This is a genomic window from Actinoplanes subglobosus, assembly GCF_042650585.1.
Taxonomy (GTDB): domain Bacteria; phylum Actinomycetota; class Actinomycetes; order Mycobacteriales; family Micromonosporaceae; genus Actinoplanes; species Actinoplanes subglobosus.
The window spans coordinates 488,429-505,902 of sequence record NZ_JBHSBL010000018.1; the positions used below are offsets into that span (position 1 = coordinate 488,429).

Consider the following 17,474-nt stretch of genomic DNA (forward strand, 5'->3'; position numbering starts at 1 on the left):
ATCAGACTGCGTAGGCCTCGAGGCGGGACGCCCGCTCGGGGTCACGCAGCTTCAGCATCGTCACCTTCTCGATCTGGCGGATCCGCTCGCGGCTGAGACCGAACTCGCGGCCCACCTCGTCGAGGGTGCGCTGGCGGCCGTCGTCAAGGCCGAAGCGCAGCCGGATCACGGCGGACTCGCGCTCGGAGAGCGTGGAGAGGACGATCTCGACCTCGCTGCGCAGCTCGCCCTGGGTGTGGCCCTCGCCGGGCACGTTCGGGTCGACGGCGGCGACGAAGTCACCGAGGGCGCTCTCGCCGTCCTCGCCGACGGCCTGGTCCAGGCTGACGGGCTCCCGGTCGTACGAGATCAGCTCGATGACCTGGAACTCCGGCACGTCCATCGCCTTGGCGATCTCGGCGATGCTGGGCTCCCGGCCGAGCGAGGCGGCCAAGTCGCGCCGGCAGCGGACCATGCGGTTGACCTGCTCGACCATGTGCACCGGAATGCGGATGGTGCGGGCCTGGTCGGCCATGGCGCGGGTGATGGCCTGGCGGATCCACCAGGTGGCGTACGTCGAGAACTTGTAGCCCTTGGTGTAGTCGAACTTCTCGACCGCGCGGATCAGGCCGAGGTTGCCCTCCTGGATCAGGTCCAGGAACGCCATGCCACGACCGGTGTACCGCTTCGCGATGCTGACGACGAGGCGCAGGTTGGCCTCGAGCAGGTGGTTCTTCGCGGACTTGCCCTCCGCGGCGATCACGTGCAGAAGAGGCGCCAGGTCGGCGGGCGCCGCCGGCAGCTTCTCCTCCGCGTAGAGGCCCGCCTCGATGCGCTTGGAGAGCGTCACCTCTTCGACGGCGGTGAGCAGCCGGGTCCGGCCGATGCCGTTGAGGTAGGCACGAACGAGGTCGGCGGACACACCGCGCTCGTCCGTGGCGTCCAGGTCGGCCAGCGGCTCGACATCGTCGGTCATGCTGTCCTCAGCCGCCTTGGACTCCGACGCCTTCATGTTCAGGACCACTTTTCAGTCCCCTCCCCCGAGTAACGTCTCGTGCGTACCAGCCGCATCCGTGCCGGTGTGAGGGCTAGCTTCGTCCGTGGCGCGTTAAGCGGAGGTGAGGCCAGCGTCCAGGTGGCATGAATCGGGGAGAACCCTGACGTCGTCAAACCGACAACGCGAGGGTTCTGGCCACCGGAGAATTTGCCGGAACTCGATAATGTGCTTGGCCCTAGGAGGGGATCTGCGTGGTCTTCAAGCGAATGATGCAAGCGCTCGGCGTCGGTGGCCCGTCGGTGGACACCGTGCTGACCAATCCGAACACCTATCCCGGTGGTTACCTCGAGGGCCACGTCCACGTGGTCGGTGGTGACCACGCCGTCGACATCGAGTACGTCGCCGTCGGCCTGATGACCCGGGTCGAGGTGGAGAGCGGTGACAGCGAGTACCAGTCGAACCAGGAGTTCCACCGCCAGCGCCTGACCGGCTCGTTCAAACTGGAGCCCGGCGTGCGGCACGACGTGCCGTTCCGGTTCGAGGTGCCCTGGCAGACGCCGATCACCGAGGTGTACGGGCAGCATCTGCACGGCATGACGATGGGCCTGGCCACCGAGCTCGAGGTGGCCCGCGCGGTCGACAAGTCGGACCTCGACACCGTCGCCGTGCACCCGCTGCCGGCCCAGGAGCGGATCCTCAACGCGCTGCTCCAGATCGGTTTCCGCTTCAGCAAGGCCGACGTGGAGCAGGGCCGGGTCTACGGGGTGGAGCAGCACCTGCCGTTCTACCAGGAGATCGAGTTCTACCCGCCCCCGCAGTACGCGAGCGGCATCAACCAGCTGGAGCTGACGTTCCTGCCGACGCCGCAGAAGCTCCAGGTGGTGCTGGAGCTGGACAAGCGTGGTGGCGTCTTCACCGAGGGCCACGACGCGTTCGGCAGCTTCGACGTCGACTACGCCAGCGCCGACCAGATCGACTGGGTGTCCCGGCTGGACCAGTGGCTGCGCCAGTCCGCCTCACGGCGCGGGCTCTTCTTCTAGAGCTCCAGCAGGACCGTGCACGGTCCGACGTTCACCGACTCCACCAGCATGTGCGCCCGGAAGCGGCCGGTCTCGACGGTCGCTCCCCGGGCGCGCAGTGCTGTCACGTACTCCTCGATCAGTGGCTCGGCGGCCTCGGCCGGGGCGGCCGCGCTCCAGCTGGGCCGGCGGCCCTTGCGCGCGTCGCCGTAGAGGGTGAACTGGCTGATCACGAGCAGCGGCGCGACCAGGTCGGCGGCCGAGCGGTCGTCCAGCACCCGGAGTTCCCAGGTCTTTCGGGCCAGCTCGGCGGCTTTCGCCGGGGTGTCGTCGTGGGTCACGCCGACGAGCACCAGCAGACCGTCCTCGATCTTTCCGACGATCGTCCCGTCGACGGTGACACTCGCCCGGCTCACCGTCTGCACCAGCGCTCGCACGCGTTTCCCCTCTCGTCCGGCCGCCGCTGACGGTAGCCGAACGGCCCCTACGTGCCGACGGCGGCGGGTCGCCGTGAACTCGGTGAATATCTCCTCGACGGGCTTTCCGGCGGTGCCAGGATTTGCCTGGTCGGAGGGGGCCGTCGAAACGTGAGCTCCGATGGTGAGCGACCGACGTGCCCCGATCCTGGCGATTTGCACACTCTGTGCGCCGGATCTACCGGACCCAGACGGGAGTTCAACCCATGCCCCTCACCAGCACCGCCACCGGGCGCGGCGCCGACACCTCCCGAGCAGCCCGCCCAGCCGGTCAGCCGGCGGCGGCCCGCCCGGTCAGGGGTGGCGACCCGGACGCCAACCGCCGTCAGGCCCGCTCGGTGGCGAAGCAGCAGCAGGCCGCCGAGCGGATCGCCTCCGCCACCGCGGAGATCTCTGCACAGAACGCCCAGGCCTCCGAGGCCTCCCGCCAGCTCTCCGAGGCCATGCAGCAGATCGCGGCCGGCGCCGAGGAGGCCTCCGGCGCGACCCAGGAGAGTCTCGCCGCGATGAACCAGGTCGAGGAGCGGGTAAGCAGCCAGGAGCAGACCACCCGGCAGGTGGCCGACCTCAGCCAGGCGCTGCAGAACCTGCTGAACGAGACCCGCAACGGCATCAGCAACCTGCTGGCGAACGTGGACAGCGCGTCGTCCCGGCAGACCGAGTCGGTGGCGACCATCACCGAGCTGGAGAAGCAGGCCGACGAGATCGGCGAGATCGTCAAGACCGTCGCGCACATCGCCGACCAGACCAACCTGCTGGCACTGAACGCCGCGATCGAGGCGGCCCGCGCCCGGCAGCACGGCAAGGGCTTCGCGGTCGTCGCCGACGAGGTGCGCACGCTGGCCGAGACCAGCGAGCGCAGCGCCCGGCAGATCCGCGACCTGATCGACGAGGTGCGCAGCAGCGTCACCGAGATCGCCGGCGCGGTCCAGACGTCGGCCGAGACGGCCCGCGGTGAGGTGGAGAAGGGCAAGACGATCACCTCGCAGCTGGAGACGATCCGCGCCGACATGGGCACGATCATGGCCGGCGCGACCGAGATGGCGGCCGCGGCCGGTCAGGCCAAGAAGGCGGCGGCCAGCGCGAAGCAGCGGTCCGAGGAGATCGCAGCGGCCGCCGAGCAGCAGTCCGCGGCCTGTGAGGAGTCGCTGCAGACGGTGGCCCAGCAGACCCAGGCGCTGCGGCAGAGTGACCAGGCCGCCGAGTCGCTGGCCGAGGTGTCCGAGACCCTGCGCAGCAGCACCGACATCGCCAAGAGCGCCGAGGAGGTGGCCTCCGCGGCCGAGGAGCTGTCGGCGGCGGTCGAGGAGATCAACCGGGCGGCGAGCCAGATCAACGTCGCGATCAACGAGATCAACAGCGGTGCGCGTACGGCCGCCGAGAAGGGCCAGCAGACCGCCGAGGCGGTGAACCAGATCGAGCAGGGCGCCCAGCTCTCGTCCACCCGGGGTGCGGCCGCGGTGGAGCGTGCCGACGTGATCCTGGAGCTGCTGGCGGGCAACAAGCAGGCCGTCGACTCGATGATCGACGCGATCGGCACGGCCGCGCGGGACGGCATCGAGAACGTCCGCAAGGTGACCGAGCTGGAGCAGATCTCCCGCCGGATCGACAAGATCGTGGACGCCATCGCGAACGTCTCGATCCAGACGAACATGCTGGCGGTGAACGGGTCGGTCGAGTCGGCGCGGGCCGGCGAGTTCGGCAAGGGCTTCGCCGTGGTCTCCACCGACATCCGCAACCTGGCCCGGGACTCGGCGGACAACGCCGACCGGATCAAGGACCTGGTCAAGTCGGTGCAGGACCGGATCGTCGAGGTCCGGGCCGACCTGGAGGAGACCAGCCGGATGTCGCTGGCCGAGGTGGAGTCGGCCAAGGCCACCACCGCCCGGCTCGAGGAGATCGAGCGCGACATGCAGCAGGTCCGCGGCGGCAACGAGGAGGTACGGGAGTCGGCGCTGGCCATCGCGGAGACGCTGGGCCAGGTGAAGACCGGTCTGGAACAGATCTCGTCGGCCGCCAACCAGGCCGAGCAACTGGCCGGTCAGGCGTCCACCGCGGCCCGGGAACAGGCCCAGGGGGCCGAGGAGCTCGCGGCCGCGGTCGAGGAGATCGCCGCGCTCGCCGACGAGCTGCAGAACGCCGCCTGAGCGGGACGAGGAGCGACATGGACGCCGACACCGATCTCGCCGACGAGGAGTTCGACGAGAACAGCGACTTCGTCACGTTCGACATGGCGGGGGAGCGGTACGCCTTCCCGATGCAGCGGGTCCAGGAGATCATCCGGATGCCCGCCGTGGTGAAGGTGCCGCTCGGGCCGCCGTCGCTGGAGGGCCTTGCCAACCTGCGTGGCCGGGTCCTGCCGGTGGTCAGCCTGCGGCTCTGCTGCGCGATGGAACAGACCGAGCACGACGAGACCACCCGGGTGATCGTGGTGGACGGGGGAGTGCCGCTCGGCTTCGTCGTCGACCGGGTCTCCAGCGTGATCAGCATCGACCCGCAGCAGGTGGAGCCGGCCGAATCGGTCCAGTCGACGGTCAACTCGGACGTCCTGGTCGGAGTGATCAAGTCCGGCGAGGGCGAGATGACCACGGTCCTGGACGTGGACCGGCTGATCGGCAGTCAGTTCACCCGCCTGGCCTCGGAGAAGAAGGGTGGCCGGGACAGTTCGGCGGTGGCCCGGGTCTCCGCGGAGAACGACGCCGACGCGGATCTCGACGACACCCTGGAGCTGGTCAGCTTCGCCGTCGAGGGGCAGGAGTACGCCCTCCCGATCGACCAGGTGCAGGAGATCGTGCAGGCCCCGGAATCGGTCAGCCACGTGCCGAACGCCGGTAGCCGGGTGCTCGGCGTGATCGACCTGCGCGGCCGGCTCCTGCCGGTGGTGAGTATGCGCCGGGTCTTCGGGCTGCCGGTCACGCCGCTGGAGCCGCAGAACCGGATCGTGGTGGTCTCCATCGACGGCGGCGTGGTCGGCGTGGTGATGGACACCGTGCGCGAGGTCCTACGGGTGCCGCACCAGCTGGTCGCCCCGCTGCCCAGTGTGGTGGCCGGTGAGGGCCGCAAGACCGAGGTGGAGTCGGTGTGCCGGCTCGAGGACGGCAAACGGCTGGTCTCGGTGCTGAGCGTGAACCGGATGTTCGACTCGCCGGAGGTACGCAACGAGATCGCCGACTACCGGCAGGAGGACGAGCTGGACATGCCCGGGGAGCACAACGGCAGCGCCGACGACGGGCGCGGCGACGAGGAACTGTTCGTGGTGTTCCGCCTCGACGACGAGGAGTACGCCGTCGACGTCGACGCGGTGCAGGAGATCATCCGGGTGCCGGAGGCGCTGATCCGGGTGCCCAAGTCGTTCGACTTCGTGGAGGGCCTGGTCAACCTGCGCGGCACGGTGCTGCCGGTGGTGGACCTGCGGACCCGGCTCGGGCTGGGCCGGACCGAGCGCGACGAACGGCAGCGGATCGTGGTGCTGATCATCGGCGGGGTCCGGACCGGGTTCATCGTGGACTCGGTGGCCGAGGTGGCACGGGTCGGCCGCAACGTGCTCGAACCGGCCCCGGAGCTCTCCGCGGAGCAGGCCCGGGTGGTGTCCCGGGTGGCGAACCTGCCGGACCAGCAGCGGATGCTGCTGCTCGTGCAGGTGGACCAGTTGCTCGCGGCGGGGCAGGCGGACCAGGCCGCGGAGCTCTGCGTGACGGTCGCCGACGAGGCGCTCGTCGGGGTCTGATCGGAGTCTCGGGTGCCTACGTCCGTACTCGTGGTCGACGACTCGGCGCTGATGCGCCGCGCCCTCAAGGGCATCCTGGCGGAGGCCGGTGACTTCGAGGTGCACACCGCGCGCAACGGGGTGGATGCGCTGGAACAGATGGGCCGCCTGCAGCCCGACGTGGTGACCCTGGACATCAACATGCCGGAGATGGACGGGCTCACCTGCCTGGCCCGGATCATGCAGGAGCAGCCCACGCCGGTCGTGATGGTCTCCTCCCTGACCGAGCACAACGCCCTGGTGACCCTGGAGGCGCTGGAGCTCGGCGCGGTCGACTACGTGCCGAAACCCGGCGGCACGGTGTCGCTGAACATCGACGAGGTCTCGGCCGACCTGATCAGCAAGGTGCGCAACGCCTCGTCGGCGAAGCTGAAACGGGCCGGTGGGCTGAGCGCCCGGATCAAGGCGCAGAGCAGGCAGGCCGCCGCGCCACCGAACCGGGACATCGGTGCGGTCGGCGCGGTCGACCTGGTTCTGATCGGGTCGTCGACCGGCGGCCCGGCGCTGCTGTCCGACCTGCTCCCGCAGCTGCCCGCGACACTCGGCGCACCGGTGGTGGTGGCACAGCACATCCCGGCCTCGTTCACCGGTGCGCTGGCCCGCCGGCTCGACGAGATCTGCCCGCTGCGGGTGCACGAGGTCGACCGGGTCATGAAGGTGCAGCGCGGCAACATCTACATCGGGCGGGGCAACGCCGACGTGGTGGTGGCACGGCGTACCGACGGGCTGATCGTCAAGAGCGTGCCGTCCACGGTCGAGTACCGCTGGCATCCGAGCGTGGACCGGCTGGTCGCCTCGGCCCGCCGCTACCTCGATCCGGCCCGGCTGGTGTGCGCGCTGCTCACCGGCATGGGTGACGACGGCGCCAAGGAGATGACCGCGGTCAAGGAGGGCGGCGGACGCACCATCGCCGAGGCCGAGGAGACGGCAGTGGTCTGGGGAATGCCGGGCGAGCTGTCCCGCCGGGGCGGGGCCACGGTCGTGCTGCCGGCGTACGAGATCGCCGACAAGCTGGCCGACTGGGTCCGCTGAGCGCCAGGAGGAGGGAACCACGATGGGACTCGTCCGTAAGCAGGCCCCGCAACAGCCGGAGGAGGTCCTGCCCGAGCCGCCCGACACCGCGACGCTGATCGGCCAGCTGGACGATCCGGACCCGGACTGCCGCCGGGAGGCCGCACTGGGTCTGGCCGACGCCGACGAGGCGGTGCCCGGCCTGCTCGCCCGGGTGGGTACCGAGGAGGATCCGCGGGTCCTGGAGTCGATCCTGACCACGCTTGCCGCCCACGACACCGAGGAGGTGGCCGGCGGGCTCGCGGTCCATCTCGCGAGTGATGAGGCCGAGCTGAGGACGGCCGTGGCGGCGGCGCTGGCCACCATGCCCCGCTCGGTCCCGGCCCTGCTCCCCGACCTGCTCGCGGCACCGGACCACGACGTACGGGTGATGACCGCGATGGTGCTGGCCGACCTGCCGTATGCCGAGGCGCACGCCTGGCTGGTGCGGATGATCTGCGAGGACCCGCACCCGAACGTGGTGACCGGCGCGATCGACGCGCTGCTGCCCTCGGCCACGGCCGAGGACGCCGACCTGCTGCGGGACGCCGTGGCACGCTTCCCGGACGATCCGTTCCTGCGGTTCACGGTGAACGCGGCGCTACCACGGCTGACCGGGACGGCGTGATGACGAGCGCCGCCGCCACCGGGCTCTCCGACGCCGACTTCACACGATTCTGCGAATACTTCTACAAGCGCACCGGGATCCACTTCACGGCGGGCAAGCGGTACTTCGTCGACAAGCGGATCGAGACCTGCATCCGCAACTCCCGGTACGACACGTTCGGTTCCTGGTTCGCCGCGCTGCGGACCGCCGACCGGGGCGAGATGCTCCAGGAGCTGATCAACCAGCTCACCGTCAACGAGACGTACTTCCTGCGCGAGGACTACCAGTTCGACGCCATGCTCAGCACGGTGCTGCCGAACGTGCTGGCGGCCCGCGGCGGCGCCGGACGGATCACCGGGCCGGTGAAGATCCTCTCGCTGCCGTGCTCGACCGGCGAGGAGCCGTACTCGATCGCTCTCCGTCTTCTCGAGGAATGGGACCAGATCGACCACGTGGACGTCGAGATCCACGGCGCCGACATCGACAGCGACGTGCTCGCCAAGGCGGCCCACGCCAGCTACGGCGAACGGTCCGTGCAACGGGTGCCGAAGACCTGGCTGAACAAGTACTTCGTCGCCGTCGGGTCCGGCCGTTACCAGGTCGACGAGGGCATCCGCAGCGCCGTGACCCTGCACAAGGTGAACATCTGCGACACGGCCGCGATGCGGGCGTTCCGCGACTTCGACGTCGTCTTCTGCCGCAACGTGCTCATCTACTTCGACGAGCTGTCCAGCCGCCGCGCCGCCGAGAACCTGTACGGCGCCATGCGTCCCGGCGGCTACCTGTTCCTCGGCCACTCCGAGTCGATGAGCCGGATCTCGCCGATCTTCACGCCGACCCGCCTGCCGGAGGGCCTCGTCTACCAGCGACCGACCGGAGCCAAGTGATGACCTCGGATACCCCGACCAGAGCCCGGGTGCTGGTCGTCGACGACGCCGCCACGGTGCGGCTCTACCACTCCAGCCTGCTCACCGACGCCGGTTTCGAGGTGAGCGAGGCGGCGAACGGCCTGGAGGCCGTCGAGTCGGCTCTCGGCGCCCCGTTCGACCTGTTCGTGGTCGACGTGAACATGCCGAGGATGAACGGCTACACCTGCGTCGAGACCCTCCGCTCGGAGACGGTCGGCAGCGACGCACCGGTCGTGATGATCAGCACCGAGGACCGGCCCGGTGACGCCGACCGGGCGTACCGGGCCGGCGCGAACCTCTACCTGGTCAAACCGGTGGCCGGGGACCGGCTGGTACGCGTCGCCACGATGCTGACCGCCGGGAGGGACGCGGCATGAACCCGTTGCTCGCCCAGTTCCTCGCCGAGGCGAACGACCTGCTGGCCCAGGTCGACGAGGGTCTGCTCCAGCTGGAACGGGTCCCCGGCGACCCGGAGCTGGTCAACGAGGTGTTCCGGGCCGCGCACACCTTCAAGGGCTCGTCCGGCCTCTTCGACTTCCCGGAGCTGACCCGGCTCACCCACGCCGCCGAGGACCTGCTCGACGCGGTCCGTGGCGGCCGGCTCGCCCTCGACTCGCAGATGACCGACGACCTGCTGGCCGCCTTCGACCTGATCCGGGGCTGGCTGGCGCACGTCACGGCGCACGAGCGGCTGCCCTCCAACGCCGGCGCCGACGCGGCCGGCCTGATCAGCCGCCTGCGCTCCCCGCTCGGCGGCGGTGACCATGTCCCGGACGCCGTGGCCGTGGGCGTCCCGGCGCCGGTGATCGACGCCGCCCCGGACTGGCTGGCCTGGTTCGACGCCGACTGGCTCACCGAGCTTGCCGCCTGGCTGTCCACCACGTCTTCGACGATGCGGTTCGTCTGCTACACGCCCGACTCGGACTGCTTCTTCCGCGCCGAGGACCCACTGCACCTGGTCCGGCAGGTTCCGGCGCTGGAACGGGTCGGCGTGGTGCAGCCGGAGACCTGGCCCGACCCGGACGAGTACGACGAGTACACCTGCCTGCTCTCGTTCGTCCTGGCCACCCGGGCCGCGGCCGGCGAACTGGACCATCTGTTCCGGTACGTCCCCGACCAGATCCACATCGTCGAGCTGGACTCCGGCGCCATCACCCGGCACCTCAGCGGTGAACCCCCGCTCACCGCGGAGGAGCCGGTCACTGTCGCGATCACCCCGATGGTCGACTCGGAACTGGCCGCCGACGCCCGGGCCGTGCTGCACGCCGCACACCGCGCCCTGACGATGGAGGACGTGGTGACCGAGGGCGCCCGCCTGCGGTCGGTGCGCAATGCCGTGGCCTCGGCGGCACGGGCCCTCGGCGTACCGGTGGATCTCGCCGCCGCAGAACCGCCCGCGCTGATCACGACGATCGAGAGACTCGCCGGCGAGGCGGCCCCGGCCCCCGTCACCGGGCCGGCGATCCCGGACACGTCCGACCTCGCGGTGCCGCCACCGGCCCCGATGGTGGTCCCGGCCGAGATGGCCGGCCGTGCCGACGACCCGGGTGGCCAGGTCGGCACCCGGGTGCTCAAGGTCGACCAGGAGAAGGTGGACCGGCTGATGGAGCTGGTCGGCGAGCTGAACGTGGCCAAGAACGGCCTGACCTTCCTGGCCGACGCCGCCGAGGAGGAGTTCGGCAGCCGGGTGCTCAGCCGCCGGATCAAGGACCAGTACGCCGGCATGCACCGGATCGCCGAGGAGCTGCAGGCGGCCGTGATGGACGTCCGGATGCTGCCGCTGTCGGTGGCGTTCGGCCGGTTCCCGCGCCTGGTCCGCGACCTCAGCCGGCGCCTCGGCAAGACCATCGAGCTGGTCACCGAGGGCGAGGACACGATGGCCGACAAGGACGTCATCGAGGCGCTCGGCGACCCGCTGGTGCACCTGGTGCGCAACAGCCTCGACCACGGCATCGAGCCCTCCGAGGAGCGGATCGCGGCCGGCAAGCACGGCGCGGCCCGGCTGACCCTCGCCGCGGTGGCCGACGGTGACGCGGTCATCGTCGAGATCTCCGACGACGGGCGTGGCATCGACCCGGAGCGGGTCAAGCGCAAGGCGTACGAGAAGGGCCTGATCTCCGAGGAGGAGCTGGAGACGCTGTCCGAGACGGAGGCGGTCGACCTGGTGTTCCGGCCCGGATTCTCGACCGCCGACCAGGTTTCGGATCTCTCCGGACGGGGAGTCGGCATGGACGCGGTGCGGGCCAGCGTGGAGAAGCTCGGCGGCACCGTCACCATGCGGTCCAAGCTGGGCCAGGGCACGTCCACCCGGCTGCGGCTGCCGCTGTCGATGGCGGTCACCCAGGTGATGGTGGTGAGCGTGGCCGGCCAGCGGTTCGGCATCCCGGTGGACCTCGTCGTCGAGACGGTACGGGTGCCGGCCGGCGAGATGAGCCGGGTCCTGCACCAGGAGGTGGTGATGATGCGGGGCGAGGTGGTTCCGGTGATCGACCTCGCCCGTGCACTGGACATGCCGTGGTCCCCGGACCCGGGCGCCGACCGGGCGATCCTCGTGGTGAGCGTGAACGGTCAGCGGGTCGGCCTGCTGGTGTCCCAGTTCCACCGCGAGGTCGACGTGATCCTCAAGCCGATGGAGGGCCTGCTCGCGTACGCCGACGAATTCTCCGGAACCGCGTTGCTCGGTGACGGCCTCGTCCTGCTGGTGCTCAACATGAAGGAGGTGCTCGGTCTTGCCGCTCGAGTTGCATGAGGAGACCGCCAACCTGGTCGGCGTGGTCACCGTCGACGAGGTGGAGCAGCTGGCCGGCTGGTTGCGGGCCGCCAAGCGGCCGAAGGTTTCCTTGCGCCGTTGCAACCATCTGCACACCGGCGCACTCCAGGCCCTGCTTCTTTTCAAGCCGAAGATTTCTTCAGCACCGAACGACGCCTTCCTGGCGGCCCAGGTGCTGCCGCTGCTCACTGGGAGCAGCGGCCCGGTGAACAAGCAGGGAAGCGATCCTCCATGACCACTGTGATGCTCGTCGACGACTCCGCCACCATGCTCATGAGCCTCAAGTCCATCCTCACGAAGGCGGGCTACGCGGTCGAGACCGCGGGCCACGGCAAGGAAGCGCTCGACAAGCTCGGCAAGGGTGTCAAGCCGAACCTGATCATCAGCGACGTCAACATGCCGCAGATGGACGGGATCACCTTCGCCCGCGAGGCCCGCAAGGCCCCGGGTATGCGTTTCACCCCGATCCTCATGCTGACCACCGAGTCGGAGCAGACCAAGCGTGCCGAGGCCAAGGCCGCCGGCGCCACCGGCTGGCTGGTCAAGCCGGTCGGCCCGGACCAGCTCCTCGGTGTGATCAAGCAGGTTCTGCCCGGGGCCTGATCGACTGACCGGCGAAACGGAGGTATCGCATGCCAAGTCTTCTCCGCAAGCTCTCGCTGACCCCGGCCGACCCGGAGGAACCCTCGCTGAAGCTGAAGCCTGGCGTGGTGGCCGGAGCGCTGGACGCGGTGCCGTCGTACTGCGACGTGGTCGACGGGCACGTGCGTGACGTCATCGAGCAGACCGGCGAGGCCGCGCACGCGATCGTCCAGCAACTCGTGAAGGTCGACTCACTGGCGGAGGTGATGGCCGGCGACGTGGCACAGCTCGCCGGCACCCTCAGCCGGACCGAGACCGAGCTGAGTCAGGTCAGCGCCAGCAACGATCAGCTGGTGGGCCGCCTGATCTCGTACTTCCTGCACCGCGACCACCAGATCCGGGCGCTGGTCGAGCAGATGCGCGAGCTCGACCAGCACGTCAAGCAGATCGAGGAGGTCAGCCGGGCCACCAACATCCTCGCGCTGAACGCCATGATCGAGGCGGTCCGGGCCGGCGAGGCGGGCGAGGGCTTCTCGGTCGTCGCCGACGAGGTCCGCAAGCTGGCCCACCGGTCGGCCGAGGCCGCGCACGGCATCGGGTCGAACATCGGCGACCTGACCGCCAAGCTGGACGCGGTCCTCTCCGACGACAGCCAGTTCGACCGGGAGCAGCAGCTGCCGGCGGTCACCGAGGAGACGGCGATGACCCGCCGGCTCGGTGGCATCGCCAACGCCCAGCGGGAGATGTCGGAGATGGTCGCCGGCATCCTCAAGGACACCGTCAGCGCGGCGCAGCAGGTGCAGCAGAGTTCGTCCGCGCTCACCTCGGAGACCACCGGCGCCGTCGGTCACGTGCAGTTCCAGGACATCAGCCGGCAGATGCTGGAACACGTGGTGGACGCGGTCGCCGACGTCCGCCGTCAGGCCGAGGACGTCGCGTCGTACGCCCGTGGTGCCGTCACCGAGGAGGAGCTGATGTCCCGGGTGATCAGCGTGGAGGACCTGCGTGCCAAACACGTGATGTCCCGGCAGCGGTCCACCCACGCCTCGCAGACCGGAGGCCCCGCCCACGACGACGCCGAACCCCTCATCGAACTGTTCTGACGACCAGAAGACCAGCCACAGCGAGAGGTACGACATGCCCCGCGCCGAGAACTACGGCCATGAACAGCCGACCGAGCAGGACGCCGTGAAGGCACTGGCGGATCTCGTCGGCCCGCAGATGGCCGAGGGCCTGTGGAGCCTGTCGGTGCAGGCGCTCGGCCTGCGGCGGCCGATCAGCACGTCGGCCGATCTGCGGAAGGTCGCCGAGCACGTGATGGAGATCGGGGAGCTGAGCCGGGTCGCCGGCCGGTCCCTCAAGGTCCGGATCATCACCTACGAGGCACTGGCACGGACGGTACAGGCGTGACCCTGACCGGCTACCCCGAACTGCTCGACCGGCGCAGGCTGCTCGACCTGGCCCGCCTCGGTCTGGACTTCCCGGCGCCACGGCCGTACCTCGACGAGATCGTGGAATCGGTCACCGACCGGCTGGACATGCCGTTCGCCGTCGTCGACAGCCTGCTCGACGGCGCGCAACTGTTCCTGGCCGGGCGCGGGCCGATGCCGGAGTGGGTCAGCGAGGCCGGTGGCACCCCGATCGAGTGGGCGTTCTGCTGCCCGATGCTGCGCTCCCGCACCGCCCGCTACGTCAGCGACCTCGCCGTGGACCCGGAGTTCCGGGACAATCCGCTGGTCGTCATCGAGGGCGTGCGGGCGTACATCGGCGCGCCGTTGATCTCCTCCTCCGGTGCGGTGCTCGGGGGGCTGTGCGCACTCGACGTGCGGCCCCGCGAGTTCACTCCCGCACAGCTTGGCCTGATGCGGGATCTCGCCGGCGAGACGGTCCGCCGCATCGAGGCCCGGGCCGAACCTGCCATCATGGGGCCGTGACGTTCTCCCTGCCGGTGCCGGCCGAAGCCAACGACCTCCTCAACCGTGACCCGCTCGCGGTGACCCTCGGGATCGTGCTGGACCAGCAGATCACCCTGGAGAAGGCGTTCACCTCGCCGTGGGTGCTGGCCCAGCGTCTCGGTCACGAGCCGACCGCCGTGGAGATCGCCGAGTTCGACCCCGAGGCGCTGGTCGCGATCTTCTCCGAGCCGCCCGCGCTGCACCGCTTCCCCAAGGCGATGGCGGCCCGCGTGCAGGAGGTCTGCCGGGTCATCGCCGAGGAGTACGACGGCGATGCCGCCGCCCTCTGGCGTGACGCGGCGACCGGTGCCCAGCTCTACCAGCGGATCCTGGCGCTGCCCGGGTTCGGCAAGCAGAAGGCGCAGATCTTCGTCGCCCTGCTCGGCAAGCTCTACGACGTGCGGCCGGAGGGCTGGCGCGAGGCGGCCGGCGGCTACGGCGAGGAGGGCTCCCACCGGTCGGTCGCCGACATCGTCGACGCCGAGTCGCTGGCCAAGGTCCGGGCCTACAAGAAGCAGGTCAAGGCCGAGGCGCGGGCGGCGAAGGAGTCCTGAGTCCCGGCCCGGCTGGGCATGTCGGCCCGGCCGGTGGGAGGATGACGGGGTCGATCGGAGACCTCGCGTGAAGAAGCACCCGGAGCGTCCGGTGTTGATCACCGATGCCGCTCACAGCCAGGACGATCAGCTCCGCAGCCGGCAGATCCGCTACGTCACGATGATGAGCGTCCGGGCCGGCTGCCTGATCCTCGGCGGGGTCCTGATCAGCGCCCAGGTCCCGTTGCTGCCCCTGTGGCTGACGCTCTGCGCGCTCGGGATGGTGCTGCTCCCGTGGATGGCGGTGCTGATCGCCAACGACCGGCCACCCAAGACCAAGGAGGAGCGGGCTGCCGACGCGGCGGCCCGCGAGGACGTCCGCCGAGCCATCGAACAGCCACCCGAGGAGCCCGACTACATCACCATCGACGCCGAGGTGATCGACGAGCCCGCCTCCGGTCCGGCTGAAGGTCAAGACAAAACCCCGTCGCAGCGGTACGGTCCGGCCACCCCACCGCTCTGAGGTACAGCCGGGGTGGCCGTGCTGTACCTCAGAAAGGTTGTCGGGGCGCTGTCAGATGGCTGAGCTACGGCTGGCCCGCCAGCAGAGGGGTTGGGCGGGCGCCGATTCGGGAGACGGCCAGCGCGCCCAGGGTGGCGCCGGCACGCAGCGCGTCCGACGGGGCCGCGCCCGCACACCACGCGCCGAGCAGTCCGGCCGCGAAGGCGTCACCGGCGCCCGTCGGGTCCTTCACCGGCACCGGGTCGGCGGCCACCGGCCACACCCCGTCCGGCCCCGCCCACACCGCGCCACCCGCGCCCTGTTTCACCACGGCGTCGCGCACACACATGGTGAGCCGCCCCGCCTGGTCGGCCGCGCTGCCCGGCCCGGCGAGCACGTCGGCCTCGTCCGCGTTGCACAGGAGCAGGTCGGTTCCCCGTACCCAGGAAAGGAACTCCTGGGCCCCGGCATCGCGCAAGGGAGCCGCCGACGCCGCGTCGACGCTCACGGTGATCCCCTGTCGCTTGGCGGCCGTGAGGGCCGCCAGGCCCGCCGGACGGGAGCCGGCGTGCAGCAGCGGATAGGCGGACAGGTGCAGGTGGCTGCCGGCCGGAGCGGCGGCGACCATGGCGGCGACATGATCGGCGTCGAGACGCAGCGACGCGCCCCGGTCGGTGATCATGGTGCGCTCGGCCGCCCCGGTGAGGACCACCACGCTGCCGGTCGCCACGCCCGGGAGGACCTGCACCGCGCACCGCACCCCGGCCGCGGTGAGCTCGGAAACCCGGTCACGGCCGGCCTGGTCGTCACCGACCGCCGCGATCAGCGTCACCTCCTGGCCGGTGTGGGCCAGCCAGGCCGCCGTGTTGGCCGCCTGACCGCCACCGGCGACCCGGATCGCCGCGTCCGTGTCCGAGCCGGCCCGGATCTCTCCGACGTGCTCGACCAGGACGTCGGTGACCAGGTCGCCGACGACGAGGATCATGCCGGCACGGCGAAGCCGACCGGCGCGTTGGAGCCGTCGGTCGCGGCCACCGCGATCTGGGCGGCCAGCGCGGCGTTGCGCAGGATGATCCGGATGTTGACCGCCAGGCTGCGGCCCTCGGTGCTGGAGTGGAAGTGGCCCAGCAGGAACGGGGTGACCGCCTTGCCGGTGATGTTCTGCTCGGCCAGCAGGTTCAGGCCGGTCGCCAGGGTCCGGTCGTGCAGTGCCGGGTCGAGCTGCTCGTCGGCGGGCAGCGGGTTGGCCAGCACCAGCGCGGCCTCGGCGACATCCTGCGCGGTCCGGGCACGGATGAAGTCGGCCACCTGCTCCGGCGAGTCGAGCTGCCAGTCCAGGTCGAAACCGCCGTCGGTGATGAAGAAGCCGGGGAAGCGGCGTGTCCGGTAACCGGCGACGGAGACGCCGAGGGTCTCCAGCCGCTCCAGGGTGGCGCCCACGTCCAGGATCGACTTCACCCCGGCGCAGACCACGACGATCGGTGTCCGCGCCAGCGCGGTCAGGTCGGCGGACTCGTCATACGTGACGTTCGCCTCCCGGTGCACGCCGCCGAGCCCACCGGTGGCGAACACGCCGATGCCGGCCGCCGCGGCGATCGCGCTGGTGGCCGCGACGGTGGTCGCCCCGTCGGCGCGCCGGGCCGCGGCGATCGCCAGGTCACGCACCGAGAGCTTGGCCACGGCCTGGGCCGACGCGAGCCGCTCCACCTGGGCGTCCTCCAGGCCGACGATCACCTCGCCGTCGATCATGCCGATGGTCGCCGGCACCGCCCCGTTGTCCCGGACGGCCTGCTCGATCTCCCTCGCCACCCGGATGTTGTCGGGGTGCGGCAGCCCGTGCGAGATGATCGTGCTCTCCAGGGCCACCACCGGACGGCCGTCCCGCCGGGCACGGGTCACGTGCTCGCCGTATCGAATCGCGAAGTCAGTCACGGGTAAACCGTACGGCGCGAGCAGCCGCCATGATCCCGGGACCGGACGCGAGACCCGTCACGCCACGCTCCGGCGGGCCGTGCCCACCCTCCGCGTTGTCGTTGGACCGGTCAGGCGTGAGGTGTCAGACTTGGCGGCCGGAGCTTGGCTTATTTCAGAAGGGCAGATAGCTGTGAGCACGCAGATTCTGGAGCGTCCGGAGACCCGGGACGCCGACACCGGTCCCGAGATGTTCCACTACGTCCGCAAGGAGAAGATCGCCGAGAGCGCGGTCATGGGCAACTTCGTGGTTGCACTCTGCGGCGAGACCTTCCCGGTGACCAAGTCGCCGAAGCCCGGGTCGCCGGTCTGCCCGCAGTGCAAGGAGATCTACGAAGCCATGAAGGCCTGATCGGGGC

Annotated in this window: 20 protein-coding genes; 16 read left to right on the forward strand and 4 right to left on the reverse strand. The window is 70.4% G+C overall.

Features of this window, described 5'->3' with window-relative positions; all coding sequences use genetic code 11:
* Position 1: 1 nt before the first annotated feature.
* On the reverse strand, positions 2 to 991 hold the full coding sequence (gene sigB, locus ACFO0C_RS24115; RefSeq protein ID WP_378068915.1) for an RNA polymerase sigma factor SigB: 990 nt from the start codon (positions 989 to 991) through the stop codon (positions 2 to 4).
* A gap of 236 nt (positions 992 to 1,227) precedes the next feature.
* Here sigB and ACFO0C_RS24120 point away from each other — a divergent pair, with 236 nt between their 5' ends.
* Positions 1,228 to 2,016 carry a sporulation protein gene (locus tag ACFO0C_RS24120; RefSeq protein ID WP_378068916.1) on the forward strand — a complete coding sequence of 263 codons (789 nt, stop codon included), beginning with the start codon at positions 1,228 to 1,230 and terminating at the stop codon, positions 2,014 to 2,016.
* Here the strand turns inward: ACFO0C_RS24120 and dtd are convergent.
* Positions 2,013 to 2,432, reverse strand: a complete 420-nt coding sequence (dtd, locus tag ACFO0C_RS24125; RefSeq protein WP_378068917.1) for a D-aminoacyl-tRNA deacylase — start codon at positions 2,430 to 2,432, stop codon at positions 2,013 to 2,015. The two genes, ACFO0C_RS24120 and dtd, sit on opposite strands and share 4 nt — an antisense overlap.
* A 245-nt stretch (positions 2,433 to 2,677) precedes the next feature.
* Here dtd and ACFO0C_RS24130 point away from each other — a divergent pair, with 245 nt between their 5' ends.
* From ACFO0C_RS24130 to ACFO0C_RS24195, 14 genes are all read left to right on the forward strand, one after another.
* Positions 2,678 to 4,618: a methyl-accepting chemotaxis protein gene (locus tag ACFO0C_RS24130; RefSeq protein WP_378068918.1), complete on the forward strand. Its 1,941-nt coding sequence runs from the start codon at positions 2,678 to 2,680 to the stop codon at positions 4,616 to 4,618.
* A gap of 17 nt (positions 4,619 to 4,635) precedes the next feature.
* Positions 4,636 to 6,198, forward strand: coding sequence for a chemotaxis protein CheW (locus ACFO0C_RS24135; RefSeq protein ID WP_378068919.1), 1,563 nt, complete (start codon positions 4,636 to 4,638; stop codon positions 6,196 to 6,198).
* A 12-nt stretch (positions 6,199 to 6,210) separates the two neighbouring features.
* The gene (gene cheB / locus ACFO0C_RS24140; protein ID WP_378068920.1) at positions 6,211 to 7,269 is read left to right on the forward strand and encodes a chemotaxis-specific protein-glutamate methyltransferase CheB; all 1,059 of its coding nucleotides are present in this window, start codon (positions 6,211 to 6,213) and stop codon (positions 7,267 to 7,269) included.
* 22 nt (positions 7,270 to 7,291) lie between these two features.
* The gene (locus ACFO0C_RS24145; protein WP_378068921.1) at positions 7,292 to 7,915 is read left to right on the forward strand and encodes a HEAT repeat domain-containing protein; all 624 of its coding nucleotides are present in this window, start codon (positions 7,292 to 7,294) and stop codon (positions 7,913 to 7,915) included.
* On the forward strand, positions 7,915 to 8,781 hold the full coding sequence (locus tag ACFO0C_RS24150; RefSeq protein WP_378068922.1) for a CheR family methyltransferase: 867 nt from the start codon (positions 7,915 to 7,917) through the stop codon (positions 8,779 to 8,781). The genes ACFO0C_RS24145 and ACFO0C_RS24150 overlap by 1 nt, the downstream gene beginning before the upstream one ends.
* Entirely contained in the window at positions 8,781 to 9,179 is a 399-nt protein-coding gene (locus tag ACFO0C_RS24155) for a response regulator (RefSeq protein ID WP_378068923.1), read from the forward strand. Before ACFO0C_RS24150 ends, ACFO0C_RS24155 begins: the two co-directional genes overlap by 1 nt.
* Positions 9,176 to 11,551: a chemotaxis protein CheA gene (locus ACFO0C_RS24160; protein WP_378068924.1), complete on the forward strand. Its 2,376-nt coding sequence runs from the start codon at positions 9,176 to 9,178 to the stop codon at positions 11,549 to 11,551. Before ACFO0C_RS24155 ends, ACFO0C_RS24160 begins: the two co-directional genes overlap by 4 nt.
* Positions 11,532 to 11,807, forward strand: a complete 276-nt coding sequence (locus ACFO0C_RS24165; RefSeq protein WP_378068925.1) for a hypothetical protein — start codon at positions 11,532 to 11,534, stop codon at positions 11,805 to 11,807. Before ACFO0C_RS24160 ends, ACFO0C_RS24165 begins: the two co-directional genes overlap by 20 nt.
* A complete protein-coding gene (locus tag ACFO0C_RS24170) occupies positions 11,804 to 12,175 on the forward strand; it encodes a response regulator (protein WP_093619822.1) in 372 nt (123 codons plus the stop codon). The genes ACFO0C_RS24165 and ACFO0C_RS24170 overlap by 4 nt, the downstream gene beginning before the upstream one ends.
* Before the next feature lie 29 nt (positions 12,176 to 12,204).
* Positions 12,205 to 13,257: a methyl-accepting chemotaxis protein gene (locus ACFO0C_RS24175; protein WP_378068926.1), complete on the forward strand. Its 1,053-nt coding sequence runs from the start codon at positions 12,205 to 12,207 to the stop codon at positions 13,255 to 13,257.
* Positions 13,258 to 13,291: 34 nt separating this feature from the next.
* Positions 13,292 to 13,564, forward strand: coding sequence for a hypothetical protein (locus tag ACFO0C_RS24180; protein WP_378068927.1), 273 nt, complete (start codon positions 13,292 to 13,294; stop codon positions 13,562 to 13,564).
* Positions 13,561 to 14,088, forward strand: a complete 528-nt coding sequence (locus tag ACFO0C_RS24185; RefSeq protein WP_378068928.1) for a GAF domain-containing protein — start codon at positions 13,561 to 13,563, stop codon at positions 14,086 to 14,088. Before ACFO0C_RS24180 ends, ACFO0C_RS24185 begins: the two co-directional genes overlap by 4 nt.
* A complete protein-coding gene (locus tag ACFO0C_RS24190) occupies positions 14,085 to 14,663 on the forward strand; it encodes an HhH-GPD-type base excision DNA repair protein (RefSeq protein WP_378068929.1) in 579 nt (192 codons plus the stop codon). Before ACFO0C_RS24185 ends, ACFO0C_RS24190 begins: the two co-directional genes overlap by 4 nt.
* A 67-nt stretch (positions 14,664 to 14,730) precedes the next feature.
* Positions 14,731 to 15,165, forward strand: a complete 435-nt coding sequence (locus ACFO0C_RS24195; protein ID WP_378068930.1) for a DUF3099 domain-containing protein — start codon at positions 14,731 to 14,733, stop codon at positions 15,163 to 15,165.
* A 64-nt stretch (positions 15,166 to 15,229) separates the two neighbouring features.
* Here ACFO0C_RS24195 and ACFO0C_RS24200 read toward each other — a convergent pair whose 3' ends face one another.
* Positions 15,230 to 16,129, reverse strand: a complete 900-nt coding sequence (locus ACFO0C_RS24200; RefSeq protein WP_378068931.1) for a carbohydrate kinase family protein — start codon at positions 16,127 to 16,129, stop codon at positions 15,230 to 15,232.
* Entirely contained in the window at positions 16,126 to 17,076 is a 951-nt protein-coding gene (locus tag ACFO0C_RS24205; protein WP_378068932.1) for a pseudouridine-5'-phosphate glycosidase, read from the reverse strand. The genes ACFO0C_RS24200 and ACFO0C_RS24205 overlap by 4 nt, the downstream gene beginning before the upstream one ends.
* Positions 17,077 to 17,242: 166 nt before the next feature.
* Here ACFO0C_RS24205 and ACFO0C_RS24210 point away from each other — a divergent pair, with 166 nt between their 5' ends.
* Positions 17,243 to 17,467, forward strand: a complete 225-nt coding sequence (locus ACFO0C_RS24210; RefSeq protein ID WP_378069141.1) for a DUF3039 domain-containing protein — start codon at positions 17,243 to 17,245, stop codon at positions 17,465 to 17,467.
* Positions 17,468 to 17,474: the final 7 nt, after the last annotated feature.

What these genes read in the sequence shown, in the direction of transcription:
- sigB (WP_378068915.1), bottom strand. Translation starts at nt 991, where the DNA reads ATGAAGGCGTCGGAGTCCAAGGCGGCTGAGGACAGCATGACCGACGAT.
- ACFO0C_RS24130 (WP_378068918.1), top strand. Translation starts at nt 2,678, where the DNA reads ATGCCCCTCACCAGCACCGCCACCGGGCGCGGCGCCGACACCTCCCGA.
- ACFO0C_RS24135 (WP_378068919.1), top strand. Translation starts at nt 4,636, where the DNA reads ATGGACGCCGACACCGATCTCGCCGACGAGGAGTTCGACGAGAACAGC.
- ACFO0C_RS24145 (WP_378068921.1), top strand. Translation starts at nt 7,292, where the DNA reads ATGGGACTCGTCCGTAAGCAGGCCCCGCAACAGCCGGAGGAGGTCCTG.
- ACFO0C_RS24150 (WP_378068922.1), top strand. Translation starts at nt 7,915, where the DNA reads ATGACGAGCGCCGCCGCCACCGGGCTCTCCGACGCCGACTTCACACGA.
- ACFO0C_RS24155 (WP_378068923.1), top strand. Translation starts at nt 8,781, where the DNA reads ATGACCTCGGATACCCCGACCAGAGCCCGGGTGCTGGTCGTCGACGAC.
- ACFO0C_RS24160 (WP_378068924.1), top strand. Translation starts at nt 9,176, where the DNA reads ATGAACCCGTTGCTCGCCCAGTTCCTCGCCGAGGCGAACGACCTGCTG.
- ACFO0C_RS24170 (WP_093619822.1), top strand. Translation starts at nt 11,804, where the DNA reads ATGACCACTGTGATGCTCGTCGACGACTCCGCCACCATGCTCATGAGC.
- ACFO0C_RS24175 (WP_378068926.1), top strand. Translation starts at nt 12,205, where the DNA reads ATGCCAAGTCTTCTCCGCAAGCTCTCGCTGACCCCGGCCGACCCGGAG.
- ACFO0C_RS24180 (WP_378068927.1), top strand. Translation starts at nt 13,292, where the DNA reads ATGCCCCGCGCCGAGAACTACGGCCATGAACAGCCGACCGAGCAGGAC.
- ACFO0C_RS24200 (WP_378068931.1), bottom strand. Translation starts at nt 16,129, where the DNA reads ATGATCCTCGTCGTCGGCGACCTGGTCACCGACGTCCTGGTCGAGCAC.